Annotated in this window: 15 protein-coding genes; 9 read left to right on the top strand and 6 right to left on the bottom strand. The window is 70.5% G+C overall.

Features of this window, described 5'->3' with window-relative positions:
• Positions 1 to 45: 45 nt before the first annotated feature.
• Genes ACFQV6_RS06770 through ACFQV6_RS06750 form a run of 5 tightly spaced genes read left to right on the top strand, consistent with a single transcriptional unit; the run spans position 46 to position 4,512 of the window.
• Complete coding sequence (locus ACFQV6_RS06770; RefSeq protein ID WP_378026469.1) at positions 46 to 1,110, top strand: XdhC family protein; 1,065 nt, start codon at positions 46 to 48, stop codon at positions 1,108 to 1,110.
• Positions 1,111 to 1,114: 4 nt separating this feature from the next.
• Positions 1,115 to 1,321 carry a hypothetical protein gene (locus ACFQV6_RS06765; RefSeq protein WP_378026468.1) on the top strand — a complete coding sequence of 69 codons (207 nt, stop codon included), beginning with the start codon at positions 1,115 to 1,117 and terminating at the stop codon, positions 1,319 to 1,321.
• Positions 1,318 to 2,235 carry an AAA family ATPase gene (locus tag ACFQV6_RS06760; RefSeq protein ID WP_378026467.1) on the top strand — a complete coding sequence of 306 codons (918 nt, stop codon included), beginning with the start codon at positions 1,318 to 1,320 and terminating at the stop codon, positions 2,233 to 2,235. Before ACFQV6_RS06765 ends, ACFQV6_RS06760 begins: the two co-directional genes overlap by 4 nt.
• Positions 2,232 to 3,188, top strand: a complete 957-nt coding sequence (locus ACFQV6_RS06755; RefSeq protein WP_378026466.1) for an SRPBCC family protein — start codon at positions 2,232 to 2,234, stop codon at positions 3,186 to 3,188. Before ACFQV6_RS06760 ends, ACFQV6_RS06755 begins: the two co-directional genes overlap by 4 nt.
• A 49-nt stretch (positions 3,189 to 3,237) precedes the next feature.
• Positions 3,238 to 4,512 (top strand): VWA domain-containing protein, encoded by a 1,275-nt coding sequence (locus tag ACFQV6_RS06750; protein ID WP_378026465.1) that lies wholly within the window; start codon positions 3,238 to 3,240, stop codon positions 4,510 to 4,512.
• Here ACFQV6_RS06750 and ACFQV6_RS06745 read toward each other — a convergent pair.
• Complete coding sequence (locus tag ACFQV6_RS06745) at positions 4,478 to 5,434, bottom strand: LysR family transcriptional regulator (RefSeq protein ID WP_378026464.1); 957 nt, start codon at positions 5,432 to 5,434, stop codon at positions 4,478 to 4,480. The genes ACFQV6_RS06750 and ACFQV6_RS06745 overlap by 35 nt on opposite strands.
• A gap of 248 nt (positions 5,435 to 5,682) precedes the next feature.
• Between ACFQV6_RS06745 and ACFQV6_RS06740 the strand changes: the two genes are divergently transcribed.
• Entirely contained in the window at positions 5,683 to 6,453 is a 771-nt protein-coding gene (locus ACFQV6_RS06740; RefSeq protein WP_378026463.1) for an alpha/beta fold hydrolase, read from the top strand.
• Between the two features lie 166 nt (positions 6,454 to 6,619).
• Here ACFQV6_RS06740 and ACFQV6_RS06735 read toward each other — a convergent pair whose 3' ends face one another.
• From ACFQV6_RS06735 to ACFQV6_RS06715, 5 genes are all read right to left on the bottom strand, one after another.
• A complete protein-coding gene (locus ACFQV6_RS06735) occupies positions 6,620 to 7,684 on the bottom strand; it encodes an amidoligase family protein (protein WP_378026462.1) in 1,065 nt (354 codons plus the stop codon).
• Entirely contained in the window at positions 7,681 to 8,511 is an 831-nt protein-coding gene (locus ACFQV6_RS06730) for a hypothetical protein (protein WP_378026461.1), read from the bottom strand. Before ACFQV6_RS06730 ends, ACFQV6_RS06735 begins: the two co-directional genes overlap by 4 nt.
• On the bottom strand, positions 8,508 to 9,026 hold the full coding sequence (locus tag ACFQV6_RS06725) for a SigE family RNA polymerase sigma factor (RefSeq protein ID WP_378026460.1): 519 nt from the start codon (positions 9,024 to 9,026) through the stop codon (positions 8,508 to 8,510). The genes ACFQV6_RS06730 and ACFQV6_RS06725 overlap by 4 nt, the downstream gene beginning before the upstream one ends.
• A gap of 280 nt (positions 9,027 to 9,306) precedes the next feature.
• Positions 9,307 to 9,789 carry a sporulation protein gene (locus ACFQV6_RS06720; protein WP_378026459.1) on the bottom strand — a complete coding sequence of 161 codons (483 nt, stop codon included), beginning with the start codon at positions 9,787 to 9,789 and terminating at the stop codon, positions 9,307 to 9,309.
• 78 nt (positions 9,790 to 9,867) lie between these two features.
• Positions 9,868 to 10,854, bottom strand: coding sequence for a LacI family DNA-binding transcriptional regulator (locus tag ACFQV6_RS06715; protein ID WP_378026458.1), 987 nt, complete (start codon positions 10,852 to 10,854; stop codon positions 9,868 to 9,870).
• Positions 10,855 to 11,046: 192 nt separating this feature from the next.
• On the opposite strand from ACFQV6_RS06715, the gene ACFQV6_RS06710 reads away from it, so the two are divergent.
• Genes ACFQV6_RS06710 through ACFQV6_RS06700 form a run of 3 tightly spaced genes read left to right on the top strand, consistent with a single transcriptional unit; the run spans position 11,047 to position 14,217 of the window.
• A complete protein-coding gene (locus tag ACFQV6_RS06710) occupies positions 11,047 to 11,916 on the top strand; it encodes a carbohydrate ABC transporter permease (protein WP_378026457.1) in 870 nt (289 codons plus the stop codon).
• Positions 11,913 to 12,827, top strand: coding sequence for a carbohydrate ABC transporter permease (locus tag ACFQV6_RS06705; RefSeq protein WP_378026456.1), 915 nt, complete (start codon positions 11,913 to 11,915; stop codon positions 12,825 to 12,827). The genes ACFQV6_RS06710 and ACFQV6_RS06705 overlap by 4 nt, the downstream gene beginning before the upstream one ends.
• 46 nt (positions 12,828 to 12,873) lie before the next feature.
• Positions 12,874 to 14,217 carry an extracellular solute-binding protein gene (locus tag ACFQV6_RS06700; protein WP_378026455.1) on the top strand — a complete coding sequence of 448 codons (1,344 nt, stop codon included), beginning with the start codon at positions 12,874 to 12,876 and terminating at the stop codon, positions 14,215 to 14,217.
• Positions 14,218 to 14,234: the final 17 nt, after the last annotated feature.

Genomic DNA, 14,234 nt, shown 5'->3' with positions numbered 1-14,234 from the left:
ACAGGCTTTCCGTACAGGCTTTCCGTACAGGCTTGAGGAGTGGGGATGACGAGCATCACCGAGCGGGCGCGTGAGCTGACCGACGCGCGCCGGCCGTTCGTGCACGCCACCGTGGTCCGGGCGCAGGAACCCACCTCCGCCCGGGCCGGCGACGACGCGGTGATCCTGCCGGACGGGTCCATCGAGGGCTTCGTCGGCGGGGTCTGCGCGGAGACGTCGGTGCGGGCCGCGGCCCTGGACACGCTGCGGGACGGCAACACGATCCTGCTGCGGGTGCTGCCCGAGGACTCCGCCGAGTTCCCGGAGACCCCGGGTGCGCTCGTTGTCGTCAACCCCTGCCACTCCGGAGGAGCCATCGAGATCTTCCTGCGCCCGGTACTGCCGAAACCGCTGCTCGCGGTGACCGGTCACACCCCGATCGGCGCCGCCGTGGCCGAGCTGGCGGAGTTTCTCGACTTCGACCTCGCCCCCGCCGGGCGCTGCGAGGGCGCCGTCGCGGCCGTCGTCGCCGGGCTGGGCCGCGACGAGGAACTGGCCATCCGGGCCGCCCTGGACGCGGGCGTCGGCCTGATCGCGCTCGTCGCCAGCCACCGGCGGTCCGCCGTCGTGCTCGACGGGATGGAGCTGACCGAGGAGGAGCGCGGGAGGATCCACTCGCACGCGGGAATCGACATCGGCGCCCGTACCCCCAAGGAGATCGCCCTCGCGATCCTGGCCGAGATAATCCGGGAGATCCGGGTCGGCGGCCTCGCCGCCGGATCCGCCGAGCCCCCGCTTGAGACGACCCCCCTGCGCGCGGCCCCGCACCAGGACATTCCCCGTCAGTCCGCACCGCACAAGGCCGCCATGCACGGTGAGGCCGCGGCGTTCGCCCAGGCCGGACCGGAGTTCGTGGCCGGCCCGACACTGCCCGTCGGGCCGGCCCCGTTCCCCGATCCGGAGGCGCCCGCCGCGCCCTCACCCGTCTCCGCCGTTTTGCCGCGCACCGCGATCGACCCGGTCTGCGGGATGACCGTGGTGATCGGGCCGGACACACCGCACGGCGTGGTGGACGGCCAGGACTACTGGTTCTGCTGCCCCGGCTGCCTGAAGAAGTTCACGGCGGCCTAGCGCCATGGGTGTCCCCCCGGAGTCGGACCGGCTCGTCCTGCTCCTCGGCGACCAGCCCGGCGTCCACCCCGCCGACAAGGCGGTGTGGAAGCTGCTGCACTCCGGCCGCCACCCGGTGACCGAAGTAGCGGCCGACGGCACGGTGCCGATCGACGTCGACACCCGCGACGACTACGAACGGCTGCTCGCCGGCTCGGATGGGGGACAGTGAACACTCCGGAATCTGTCGCCGAGCGGCTCGACGCCGTCGACTACCTGGTCGACGACGGCCTCGCCATGGCGATCTTCCTGGCCCTGCGGCTCGGCAAGCCGCTGCTACTCGAGGGCGAGCCCGGAGTCGGCAAGACCGCCGCGGCCAAGGCCCTCGCTCAGGCGCTCGACACCCCGTTCATCCGGCTCCAGTGCTACGAGGGGCTGACCGCCGGCGAGGCACTCTACGAGTGGAACTACCAGCGCCAGCTCCTGCACATCCGGCTGGCCGAGGCCCGCGGGACCTCGGTCGACGACGCGGACCTGTTCACCACCGAGTTCCTCCAGGAGCGGCCGATCCTGCGGGCCGTACGCCACGCCGGCCCCACCCCGCCGGTGCTGCTCATCGACGAGATCGACCGGGCCGACGACGAGTTCGAGGCGCTGCTCTTCGAGTTCCTCGGCGAGGCCGCCGTCACCGTCCCCGAACTCGGCACCTTCGCCGCCACCCGCCCGCCGGTAGTGGTACTCACCTCCAACCGCAGCCGCGACCTGCACGACGCGCTGCGCCGCCGCTGCCTCTACCACTGGATCGAGTTCCCCGCCCCGGCCCGCGCCGCCGAGATCGTCCGTCGCTCGGTACCGGCCGCCACGGCACCGCTGATCCGCGACGCCACCGAGTTCATCGGCCGGGTGCGCGGCCTCGACCTGGACAAGGTGCCCGGACTCGCCGAGACCATCGACTGGGTGTCCGCCCTCGCCGCCCTCGGTGTCAGCGAGCTGACCGGCGCCGACGTACTGCGCACCATCGGAACCATCGCCAAGACCCCCGACGACCTGGTCCTCGTCGCCGACGCCGTTCCCGCAGCCGAGCCTGTTCCCGCAGCCGCGCCTGTTCCCGCAGCCGAGCCCGTTTCTCAGGAGAGCCGCCCATGAAGATCACCAACGAGTTCACCGTGCACACCCCGATCGAGCGGGCCTGGCAGGTGCTGACCGATCTTGAGGGCATCGCCCCGTGTATGCCCGGGGCCCAGCTCACCGGGGTGGAGGGCGAGGTCTACAAGGGCAAGGTGAAGGTCAAGGTCGGCCCGGTGATCTCCGATTTCACGGGTACCGCCCAGTTCACCGAGAAGGACGACTCCGCCTACCGCGCGGTCATCGACGCCAAGGGCCGCGACGCCCGGTCAGCGGGGAACGCGTCCGCGGTGGTGACAGCGGTACTGTCGCCCGCCGGCGACGACAGCACCAAGGTCAGCGTGGACACCGACCTCAAGATCAGCGGGAAGCTGGCGCAGTTCGGCAGCGGCATGATCAAGGAGGTGTCGGGGAAGCTGCTCGCCCAGTTCGTCACCAACCTGGAGACCATGCTGGCAGCGGACAAATCTCCCGCACCTGCCGCCTCCGCACCTGCCGCCTCCGCACCTGCCGCCTCCGCACCTGCCGCCGTGACGCCGGCCGCTGTCGTCAGCGAGCCGTCGGGCGTCTCCGCGGCAGCCGTCGCCACCGCGCCCGACTCCGGCGTGGCGCTGGGCGCGGTCGCCCCCGGCGTACCGGACGTCGACACCTCCGCTGCCCCGCCGGTCGTCCCGGACCCGTCCGCGGGAGTCGTCGAACCGGCTGCCGGTCGCCTCGAAACGGCCGAGGGCACACCCGAGCCGATCGCCCCGCTCAACGTCCCCGGCGCCGATCTGACCAAGGCCGCCGCGACCCCGGCCGCAGTCGAAGCCAGGACCGCCTCGACGCCCTCCCGCACGATCGACAGCGCGGAGCCCGAAGCCCTCGACCTGCTCGGCATCGCCGGCAGCTCCGTCTACAAGCGCGTGATCCCGGTTGTCGTCGGCGCCGCGGCGGTGGCTGCCGTCGTCATCTGGGCCGTCACCCGGCCCTGACCCGACCGTACCGTTGTCAGCCGCCCCGTCACCCAGCCCCGATCCGGCCGTGCCGTCATCCACCGCCGACAGCACGCCGGTGCTGCTGCGGGGCATCGATCGGGCCGCGTTCGCTGTCGCGTTCGTGGCCCGGTTGCGGCGTGCCGGGGTGCCGGCCGGCATCACCGAGACCGACGATCTGGCCCGGGCCCTGCAGGTGTGCCCGCCCACGTCGCGGAGCACGCTCTACTGGACGGCGCGGGTCGTGCTGGTGCGCAGGCGGGCCGACCTCGCCGCGTTCGACAGGGTCTTCGCCGCGATCTTCGACGATGCCGCCCCGCTGCCGCTGAACCGCGCCTCCGGTCCGGTGAGCAGGCGTGACGACGGTGTCCACGTCGCGGTACCGGGTGGTGCGGACGAGCCTGCCGCAGCCGGGGGAGGGCTGCCGTGGGCGATGCTGCCGCCGGCCGTGAGCGCTGACGAGTCCGGTGAGGAGTCCGAACTCCGCCTGCCCGAACTGCGGCCCAGCGCGCTCGCCGCCCTCGCCGATCGGCCCTTCGAGGAGCTCGACGCGGCACAGACGCGGGCACTCGGTGATGCGCTGCGCGCCGTTCTCACCCGCTGGCCGCAGCGGCGCGGTCGCCGGCACGCCGCTGATCCGACCGGGCGGCGGGTCGCGTTGCGGCCGACCATCGCGCGGGCGCGGCGTACCGGGTGGGAGGTGGTCACCGTGGTCCGGGAACGACCGCAGCCCCGGCCCCGGCGGGTTGTCCTGCTCTGCGACGTGAGCGAGTCGATGCGGGCGCAGGCGGCGGCGTACCTCCAGCTCATGCGGGCGTTCACGGTGGTGGCGGACGCTGAGGTGTTCGCTTTCGCGACGACGCTGACCCGGCTCACCCCGGCGCTACGGCGCACCTCCGCGCGGGAGGCGATCGAGCAGGCGAGCGCCGCGGTGTCCGACCGGTACGGCGGAACCCGGATCGCCTCGAACCTCGGCGCACTTCTGGAGTCGCATCACGGCAACGCGGTCCGCGGTGGCATCGTCATCGTCGCCTCGGACGGCTGGGACAGCGACCCACCGGAGCTGATGGCGGCTGTGATGGCCAGGTTGCGGCGTCGTGCGTACCGGATCATCTGGTTGAATCCCCGCGCCGGCACCCCTGGCTTCACCCCGCGCGTGGCGGCGATGGCCGCCGCCCTGCCCTTCTGCGATCGGCTGCTGCCCGCCGCGACCTTCGGTGATCTCGGCAGGGTCGCCGGGGATCTGCTGGAGTTCAGCTCCGGAGGACGATCAACGCCGGGTGGCCGGTTCAGCTCCAGAGGGTCACGTGCACGGAGGGCTTGAAGCGGGCGACGGCGACGCCGGTGCCGCGCATCATCGCCTGGATCGCGCGCGGTGTGGACGCGAAACGGGCCAGCTCACCAGCGGCTGACGGCGTGCCCGGCTCGGCGAGGGTGATCGAGTGCCAGACGTCCTCGATGCCCGCGTGCGGGCCGCAGAACTGCACAAGATGACCCTTACGCACCTCCGGCGCCACGGTGAAGGACAGCGCCGCCGCCACACCCCGGCCCCGTTTCGCCTCCTCCAGGGCTGCCGCATGGCTCTGAAAAATCTGCTGACGATCATCGGGTACGCCCAGCCGGCGCACCAGTGTCCGGATCGCACCGCTGCCCGCGACCGCGGACGGGCCCAGCAGCCAGGTCTGTTCCCGCAGCTGGCGGGGCGTGGGCTGGGTTCCGGCGAGCGGATGGTCGGGGGAGGCCACGGTGACGATCCGGTAGTACATGACGGGCCGGAAGGACACGGCTGGGTCCGGTGCCGCCGGTGGGGGGCCGATCGCGATGTCGATGGAGCGCTCCAGCAGCGACTCCACGAAGGAGCTCGGGTTGCGGACGCTGAGCTCCAGATCGAGGTCGGCGGCCCGGCTGGCGAACAACTCGATCAGCCCGGGGGCGGCGTGCTCGGCGAACAGGCTGGACGCGCCGACCCGCAGCAGCCGGCGGCCCTGCCCGGCCGCGCTCACCTCGAGAACCGTGATGTCCTGCAGGCCGAGGAGCTCCGTCGCCCTGCTGGCCAGCCGGAGACCACCCGGGGTGAAGGCGAGCCCGCCCGCCGTACGCGAGAACAGCTGGTCACCCAGCTCTTTGCGCAGCTGTCCGATGTGCAGCGAGACCGCCGACTCGGACACTTCGAGCTGAGCTGCGGCCTGCTTGACCGAACCCAGCCGTACGACAGCGGAGTAGGCACGTAACTGAGTGGGGGTCACAGCCAGTCCATCCGATGGGTGAACCCTTTCAACGTGGCCGCCACCGCTGTGTCACCGGGACCGCCCGGCGCCGGTGAGACGGTCCGGTGCCGAGTTGAAAAAAGTTCAGTAATGGGAAGCTCACTCGCAATCTATCGTGATCGCCGGCCCGTTGGGGACACCGGCGATCTCACCGATCCGCAGGCCGGGCCGCCGGGCTACGCTCGCCCGCACGGATCACGAGTGACGAGATCGAGGGGTACCTATCCATGCCGACGTTCCGGGCCACCGATGGTGTCGAGATCCACTACCAGAGCTGGGACGGTGACCCCGATCTGCCGCTGGTCCTGCTGCACCACGGTTTCATCGCGAACGGCATCACCAACTGGGTTCTGCCAGGGGTGGTCGACGCGCTGCGAGACTCCGGCCGGCGGGTGGCCACCATCGACGCCCGGGGCCACGGGCAGTCCGGCAAGCCGCACGACCCCGCCTTCTACGGCGAGGCGCGGATGTCCGAGGACGTCGTCACCCTGATCGACCTGCTCGGGATGCCCGCCGTCGACCTGGTCGGATATTCGATGGGCGGGATCGTCGCGCTGATCACCGCGACCAGGGAGAGCCGGGTCCGCCGGCTGGCCGTCGGTGGCATCGGTGCCGCCGTGGTCGAGCTGGGCGGCGTCGACACCCGGGTGATCGGTGCCGAGCCGCTACGGGAGGCGCTGCACGCCGACGACCCGGCGACGATCACGAACCCGGCCGCGGCGGGCTTCCGCGCGTTCATCGACGCGGTCGGCGGTGACCGGGCCGCCCTCGCCGCCCAGGCCGCCCGGATGCACGCCGAGCCGATCCCCCTCGACGCGATCACGGCACCGGCGCTGGTCCTGGCCGGGCGCGACGACGTCCTCGCGGCGCGCCCCGAGATCCTGGCCAAGGCCATTCCCGGTGCACGGCTGTCCGTGATCGACGGTGATCACCTGGGCGCCGTACGGGTACCCGCCTTCACCACCGAACTACTCACCTTCCTCAACGCCCCCGAGTAGCCAGCGCGGTCCGCTGTCCACGCGTCGGCGGAGTTCAGTTCGTCCCGCACGAGTAGGGCCTGTCCTGCCGACCGCCGGGGGAGCGGAATCGGAAGGACAGGCCCAGCTTCAGGGTTCTGTCAACGCTTGGTTCTCTCAACGCTTGGTTCTCTCAACGCTGGTTCTCTCAACGCTGTGCGAGGGCCTCCGCGGCCAGTTCCATGAGGGCGCCGGCGGCGTCGGCCGGCTCGGCGGGAGCGAAGGGGATCGGCTCCGGGTCGAGGCAGCGTTCCAGCAGCAGCTCGACGAGCGCGGCCCGGTCGACGATCTCGCCGGCGTCGATACCGCCGGGGAGGATCCGGATCTCGACGGTGTCCCGGAGCGGCGGGTTGTCGGTCAGCACCTGGGTGAGGTTGACGTCGAAGAACTTTGTCAACTCACCATCCTTGGCAGCCTGCCGCAACTCCTGGGTGTTCGGAGTGCCGGACACCGCCGCGACGAGCGGCGCGGGTAGCGGCGCCAGGCGGCGGCACGCGGGGTTCGTGGCCAGCATCGCCCGCAGCGGCTCGCGCCAGTAGGCGAAGAGCCGCACCAGGTTCGCCAGCGCCTCCGGACGGCGGAACGGGCCGCCGTCCACGTGCAGGTGCACCGCGGCCTCTTCCGGCACCGTGAAGCCCAGCTCGCGGGCCGGCTCGAGCAGCTCGGCGAGGGCCTTGTGGTGGTCGTTCGCCAGCGGCGGGGTGATCACTTCACAGGGCCGTTCGCGCTCACCGGTCAGCGGCGACGCCAGGGCGATCGTCGCGCCGCCCGGTGCGTCCAGCCGGTGGATCAGACCGTGCCGCTGCGCCGTGGTGCCCCACAACTCGGCCGCCGGGTTCAGGGCGGCCGCGAGACTGCCGCCCGGGTCGCACTGCGCCGCCAGGAGCGCGAGCAGCCGCCGGTCGTCGGTGAGGATCCGGAACCAGCCGGGCACCGCGGGCGCCGCCGTGTCGAGGCCGGCGAGCAGCGTGACGTCGTCGGCGAGGGTGCAGAGAAGAGCGCCGTCGGGACGGCGTACCTCAAAGGCTTGAGTCAGGTGAAGGAACCGTCCCAGGCCCGGAACCAGGGACGGTTCGCTGTCGTGATGCCAGACCGGCCGGACGGTGCCCCCACACCGCCCGGCCAGGTCGAACGCCAGCGTGCGCCGGTTGACGCCCGGAGGCGCCATCAGCTCGATCTCGAAGCCGATGCGCCGGCGCAAGCGGGCGGTCACGGCTTGATCGGGAGTTCTTCGCCGGCGAGCAGCTTCTTACCGGCGAGGACCTTCGCGTCGAACGTGTCGTCGAGCTTCCAGAGCTTCGCCAGCTTCGCGGCGTCCTCGCTGTCGTACCCGGCCTCCCAGAAGGCCGACGCCTGCTGAGCGCGCTTGGCCTCCTTGACCGCCTTCGGGTCCGGCTTGATCGGCAGCTCTTCGCCGGCGAGGATCTTCTTGCCGGCCATCCACTTGGCGTCCGACGGGTCGTCGACCTTCCAGAGCTTCGCCAGCTTCTCGGCGTCGTCCCAGCCGTAACCGGCGTAGAAGAAGGCGTCGAACTGCTTGGTCTTCTCCTTGTCCTCCGGCGACTCGGTCGGGTCGGTGACCTCGGCCTCGGGGAGCGGCTGGATCGGCAGGGTCTCCCCGGCCAGCAGGCGCCGGCCGCCCTCGGCCTTCACCAGACCGATCTGGTCCGCATCCATCTGCCAGAGTTTCGCCAGCTCGACGGCACTGGTGTAGTTGTAGCCGGCGCCGAAGTAGGCCGCCCAGCGCTCCTCCAGCTCCGCCTTGGTCGGCGGGGCCGCCGACGGTGCGGCGGCGGCCGGGAGCACCGCGACGGGCACGGTGACGGCCGGCCCGGACGGCAGCAGCGCCGGAAGGTTCGTCACACCGGCGATGAGGCCGGCGCTCAGGGCCACCCCACCGGCGGCCTGGACGCCCCGGCGGCGCCACTTCTGCTTACGGGCGATCTCCTCGATCCGGGCGTAGACCAGTGCCGGATCCGGTGCCATGTTCTCGTGGGACTCGAAGGCTTCGCGCAGCCGGTCTCCGTGGTGCTCGGTCACAGCCTCTCCTCGGCATATTCTTTCAGCTCCCGCTCGGAATTGAGCCGGAGTGTCTTCAGTGCCCTCGATGCGTGGCTGCGCACTGTCGCCGGACTGCAGTTGAGCAGGTCGGCGATCGCGTCGTCCTCGAGTTGCTCGTAGTAGCGCAGCACCAGGACGGCGCGTTGCTTGCGGCCGAGCAGGGCCAGGCGGTTCCACAGCGCATCGGCCTCGACCACACCGTCGGCGTGGTCACGGACCCCGCCACGGGCGTCGTCGATCTCCACGAGCCGCTCACCGGCGGAGTGCACATGGCGCGCCGCCCAACTTCGCCGCCAGGACAGATACTCGTTGAGCACCATCCTGCGCACGTAAGCCTCTGGTGAGTCGGCGTCGCTGATCCGGCGCCATTTGACCTGGGCCCGGGCCAGCACCTCCTGAACGACGTCCTGCGCGAGTTCCCGGTCGCCGGTGAGGACGACCGCGTACCGCAGGAGACTAGGAAGGCGGGCCACCGCGAATTGCTCGAAGGTCACACCCACTTCGATGCGGCCCACCCCCCAGATGTGCACTCGATCTCCGATTTATTTTCTGCCGCTGCCGCTGCCGCTGCCGCTGCCGCTGCCGCTGCCGCTGCCGCTGCCGCTGCCGCGCTGCTCATCTCATCGCCCGCCGAGCCGCGATGTTGATGCTTCGCCCGCCGGTAGCGCCGGGTTCCGCCGAGTTCCGCGTGGGTAGCTGCACACGCTGGGGTTGCGTGCGCGCGGACAACGCCTATGACGTGGGTAGACGCGCACCCAACCCCAACGTGCGCGCCTATTGGTGCTGCCGGCGGTTGCGGAGCACCGAGCGGGCCACCAGGAGGGCGGTGATCAGGACAAACTGGGCACCTAGGATGATGCGGTTGACGTCTACCGCGGGCTGCCAGGTCACTTTGCCGTTCTTGAGGACGTAGACACCGGCGGGGCGCGCGGAGAAGCCGAACCCGCCGCCGGAGCCCTCACCTTCCGGCTCGCTGCCCGAGCCGTCACTAGAAGAGCCGCCAGCGGAAGAGCCGTCAGTGGCGGAGCTGTCAGTGGCGGAGCTGTCAGCGGAAGAGCCGCGGCGGGCGGACTTCTTGCCGGCCGGACCGCTGCCGCTGCCTGAACCGCCTCCGCCGCCGCCGCTCACCATGGCCACCGGGATGACTATGACGCCGTCTCGCTCCACCGGTTCGCCGAAGACCTTGGCTGCCGTGGCGTTGTCGGCGCCCGCGCGGGCCTTTTCGAGGATGTCGCTGCTGGAGATCTTGCTGGTCATGAGCTCGCCCTCCGTGTCGCGGTTATCCCTCCCAGAATCCACCCGCCGGTCAAGCCGGGTCGATCGAGGCCGGGTTGGTCAGGCGGGGGCGGGCGCCGTGCTGCCGCGGACGACCAGCGTGGTGGCGACCAGGTCGGTGCCGGGGTCGGCGGGACCGTCGTGGATCTGGTCCAGCAGGGAGCGGACGCAGCGCCGCCCGACCTCGGCGAAATCCTGGTGCACCGTGGTGAGCGGGGGCAGATAGGACGAGGCGTCGGCTATGTCGTCGAAGCCGACCACGCTGACCTCGTCCGGTACGCGGCGGCCGCGCTCGTGGAGGGCGCGCAGGACGCCGAGGGCCATCTGATCGTTGGCGGCGAAGATCGCTGTGCACTCGGGGAGGGCGGCCAGCCGGAGGCCGGCGCGGTAGCCGGAGTCCGCGGACCAGTCGCCGCGTTCGACCGGGGGGATCGGGCGGCCGGCCTCCTCCAGGACGGCGCGCCAGGCTCCGGCGCGGCGTTCGGCGGAGAAGGATTCGGCGGGGCCGGCCAGGTGCCACACGGTGCGGTGGCCGAGGCCGAGCAGGTGCCGGACGGCCTGCCGGGCGCCGTCGGCCTGGTCGGTGTCGACGACCGGGTAGCGATCGCCGGCGTCGGAGTCGACGACCACGGCGTGCACGCCGGGTGGCAGGGCCACCGCTGTCGCGTCGAGCAGGTGCACCTCGATGATCACGATGACGCCGTCGACGGCGAGCTCGCCCATCCTGGTGAACGCGCCGAGCACGTTGTCCTGGGTGGGCATGCCGACCGGGATGAGGGTTATCGCGTAGCCCTCGGCGGCGGCGTGGGTGGCGATGGCCTCCACGGTGCGGCTGTTGCCGGTCGAGGAGAGACCGAAAAGGATCACGCCGATGGTGTTGAAGCGCCCGTACCGCAGGGAGCGGGCGGCGCTGTTCGGACGGTATCCGAGCTCGCGCATCGCGGCGAGGACCTGCTCGCGCGTGGCCTCGACCACGCCGGGCTGGCCGTTGGCCACGCGGGAGACGGTCTGTGACGAGACGCCCGCCAGTTTGGCGACGTCAGCCATGGAGACGCGCTGCTTTCGCCGCCCGCCGGGGACGTCGGAACCGGCGCGGAGCCGCTGGGTATCGATGGTGGACTCCTGCGAACCTTGACCGCCCTGGTGACCCGTGCCACTATACGGCACACACGTTTACGTAAACATCTCGTCACGTGTCCGAAATTGTTAACGTAAACATCCATCGGGAGGGGGCGCGCTTTGACCCGGCGTTCCTGGATCGGCTGGCAGTTCACCGGCCCGTTCCTGGCGATCTTCGCCCTGGTGTTCCTGGCGCCGATCGGCTACTCGGCATACCTGAGCGTCTTCCGCACCCAGCTCGTCGGCGGCACCACGTTCGTCGGGCTCGACAACTACACCAAGGCGCTCGGTGACCCGCAGTTCTGGGAAGCGCTGACCAGAGTCGGGGTCTTCCTCCTCGTACAGGTCCCGATCATGCTCTTCCTGGCCCTGCTGATCGCCCTGGCGATCGACAGTGGGCGCCTCTACGGCGCGGCGTTCTTCCGGATCTCGGTCTTCCTGCCGTACGCGGTGCCCGCCGTCGTCGCCACGCTGATGTGGGGCTTCATGTACGGCTCCCGGATCGGCCTGGTCGGCAACCTCAACGAGTCCCTCGGCTGGGCGATCCCGGACCCGCTCTCGCCCGACCTCATCCTCACCGCCATCGGCAACATCGTGACCTGGGAATTCGTCGGGTACAACATGATCATTCTGTATTCCGGGCTGCGGGTGGTCGACACCGCGCTCTACGAGGCGGCCGCCATCGACGGCGCCGGCCAGTTCCGGATCATCCGGGCGATCAAGCTGCCGGCCCTGCGCGGCCCGCTCGTCGTCGCCACCATCTTCTCGATCATCGGCAGCTTCCAGCTCTTCAACGAGCCGCAGATCCTGGACACCGTGGCGCCGAACTCGATCACCACCTACTTCACCCCCAACGTGTACGCCTACCAGCTCTCCTTCGCCGGCCAGCAGGTCAACTACTCGGCGACCATCGCTCTGGTGATGGGCGTGGTGACCATGCTCATCGCGTACGGCTTCCTGCGGCGCGGCATCCGCGGAGCCGGCCAATGACCGCCGCACCGACCATCCGCCCCGCTGCACGCAGTGCGCACGGGGCCGAAGGCGCGAAGAGCCGCCCGGCGCGCAAGCGCAGCGTCCTGCTGACCCTGATCACCGGCCTGGCCGTGTTCTACAGCCTGCTCCCGCTGGTCTGGCTGCTGATCAGCTCGACGAAGACGCAGGAGGGGCTGTTCGGCTCCTTCGGGCTCTGGTTCTCCGGCGACTTCGCGCTGTTCCGCAACATCGCCGACACCTTCGCCTACCAGGACGGCATCTTCGGCCGCTGGCTGCTCAACACGCTGCTCTACGTGGTGGTCGGCGCCGGTGGCGCGACCCTGCTGAACGCGCTGGCCGGGTACGGGCTGTCGAAGTTCAACTTCCGGGGCCGCCGCGCGGTCTTCGCCATCGTTCTCGGCGGGGTCGCGGTGCCGCCCACCGCGCTGGCCGTGCCGACGTTCCTGATGTTCGCCAGGATGGGCCTCACCGACACCGTCTGGGCGGTCCTCATCCCCGCCCTGGTGTGCCCGTTCGGCCTCTTCCTGATGTGGACGTACGCCACCGACGCGGTGCCGGACGAGATCCTGGAGTCGGCCCGGGTGGACGGCGCCGGCGAGTTCCGGATCTTCTTCTCGCTGGCCATGCCGCTGCTGGCACCCGGCTTCGTCACCGTGCTGCTGTTCAACACCGTGGTGACCTGGAACAACTTCTTCCTCCCGCTGATCATGCTGAAGGATCCCGACCTGTTCCCGCTCACGCTCGGCCTGTACGCGTGGAGCGAGCAGGCGACCACCGTCGGCGGCGACGTCATCTACAACCTGGTGATCACCGGATCCCTGCTCACCATCGTGCCGCTCATCGCGGCGTTCCTCGCGCTCCAGCGCTTCTGGCAGTCGGGTCTGGCGGCCGGAAGCGTCAAGCAGTGACACCCCTCTCCCTCCCGAAGTCCCCCTCCCGAAGAAGGGAAGCGCCATGTTGATCAATCGACGGCGCGCGCTCTTGGGCGCCGCTCTCTCCATAACCCTGCTGGCTGCCGGATGCGGCGGCTCCGACGACGCCGACGACGGCGGCACCGCTGCCGCCACCACGGTCTCCGAGGCGGATGTCGCCGCCGCCCTCGAGGCCGGCGGCAACATCAAGGTCTGGGCCTGGGAACCGACCCTCACGAAGGTCGTCAAGGACTTCCAGACCAAGTACCCCAAGGTCAAGGTCGAGCTGGTCAACTCCGGCAGCGGCAACGACGCGTACACCGCGCTGCAGAACGCGATCGCGGCCGGGACCGGTGTGCCGGACGTGGCGCAGATCGAGTACTTCGCGCTGCCGCAGTTCTCTCTCGCCAAGTCGGTGATCGACCTGAACACCTACGGGGCGGCGTCGCTGGACGGCACGTTCACCCCGGGCACCTGGAACGCGGTGCACGGTGGCCAGGCGGTCTACGGCCTGCCGATGGACTCCGGGCCGATGGCGCTGTTCTACAACAAAGAGGTCTTCGACAAGCACAAGCTGGGCGTACCGGCCACCTGGGAGGAGTACGCGGCGGCGGCGGAGAAGCTGCACGCCGCCGACCCGAAGGCGTACATCACCAGCGACAGCGGTGACGCCGGCTTCACCACCAGCATGATCTGGCAGGCGGGCGGCAAGCCCTACACGGTGGACGGCACCAACGTCGGCGTGAACTTCGCCGACCCGGGCACCCAGAAGTGGACCTCCCTCTGGCAGCCGCTGGTCGACAAGAAGCTGCTCAGCCCGGTGGCGGGCTGGAGCGACGGCTGGTACCAGGGCCTCGCCGACGGCACCATCGCCTCCCTGGTGATCGGCGCCTGGATGCCGGCGAACCTGGAGTCCGGTGTGAAGGCGGGCAACGGCAAGTGGCGGGTCGCCCCGATGCCGCAGTGGGAGTCCGGCGGCAAGGCCACCTCCGAGAACGGTGGCAGTTCGATCGCCATCCCGGAGAAGGCCGCGAACAAGACCCTCGCGTACGCCTTCATGAAGTACGCGACCGTCGACGAGGGAGCGGCGTCCCGGTCGGCGAACGGTGCCTTCCCGGCCACCACCAAGGAGCTCGGCTCGCCGGAGTTCGTCGGCAAGGAGTTCCCGTACTTCGGCGGTCAGAAGGTCAACGAGGTTCTCGCCGCGTCCGCCGGGCAGGTCGTTACCGGCTGGTCGTACCTCCCCTTCCAGGTCTACGCCAACAGCATCTACGGCGACACCGTGGGTAAGGCGTACACCGGGCAGGGAACCCTTCAGGACGGGCTGAAGGCGTGGCAGGAGGCGTCGGTCAAGTACGGCCAGGAACAGGGCTTCACGGTCAAGTAACACAGCGTCAAAGACAG

It is taken from the genome of Actinoplanes sp. GCM10030250 (assembly GCF_042666575.1).
GTDB lineage: Bacteria > Actinomycetota > Actinomycetes > Mycobacteriales > Micromonosporaceae > Actinoplanes.
Note: the sequence above shows the minus strand (reverse complement) of the source record. Positions and strands in the feature narration are given on the sequence as shown.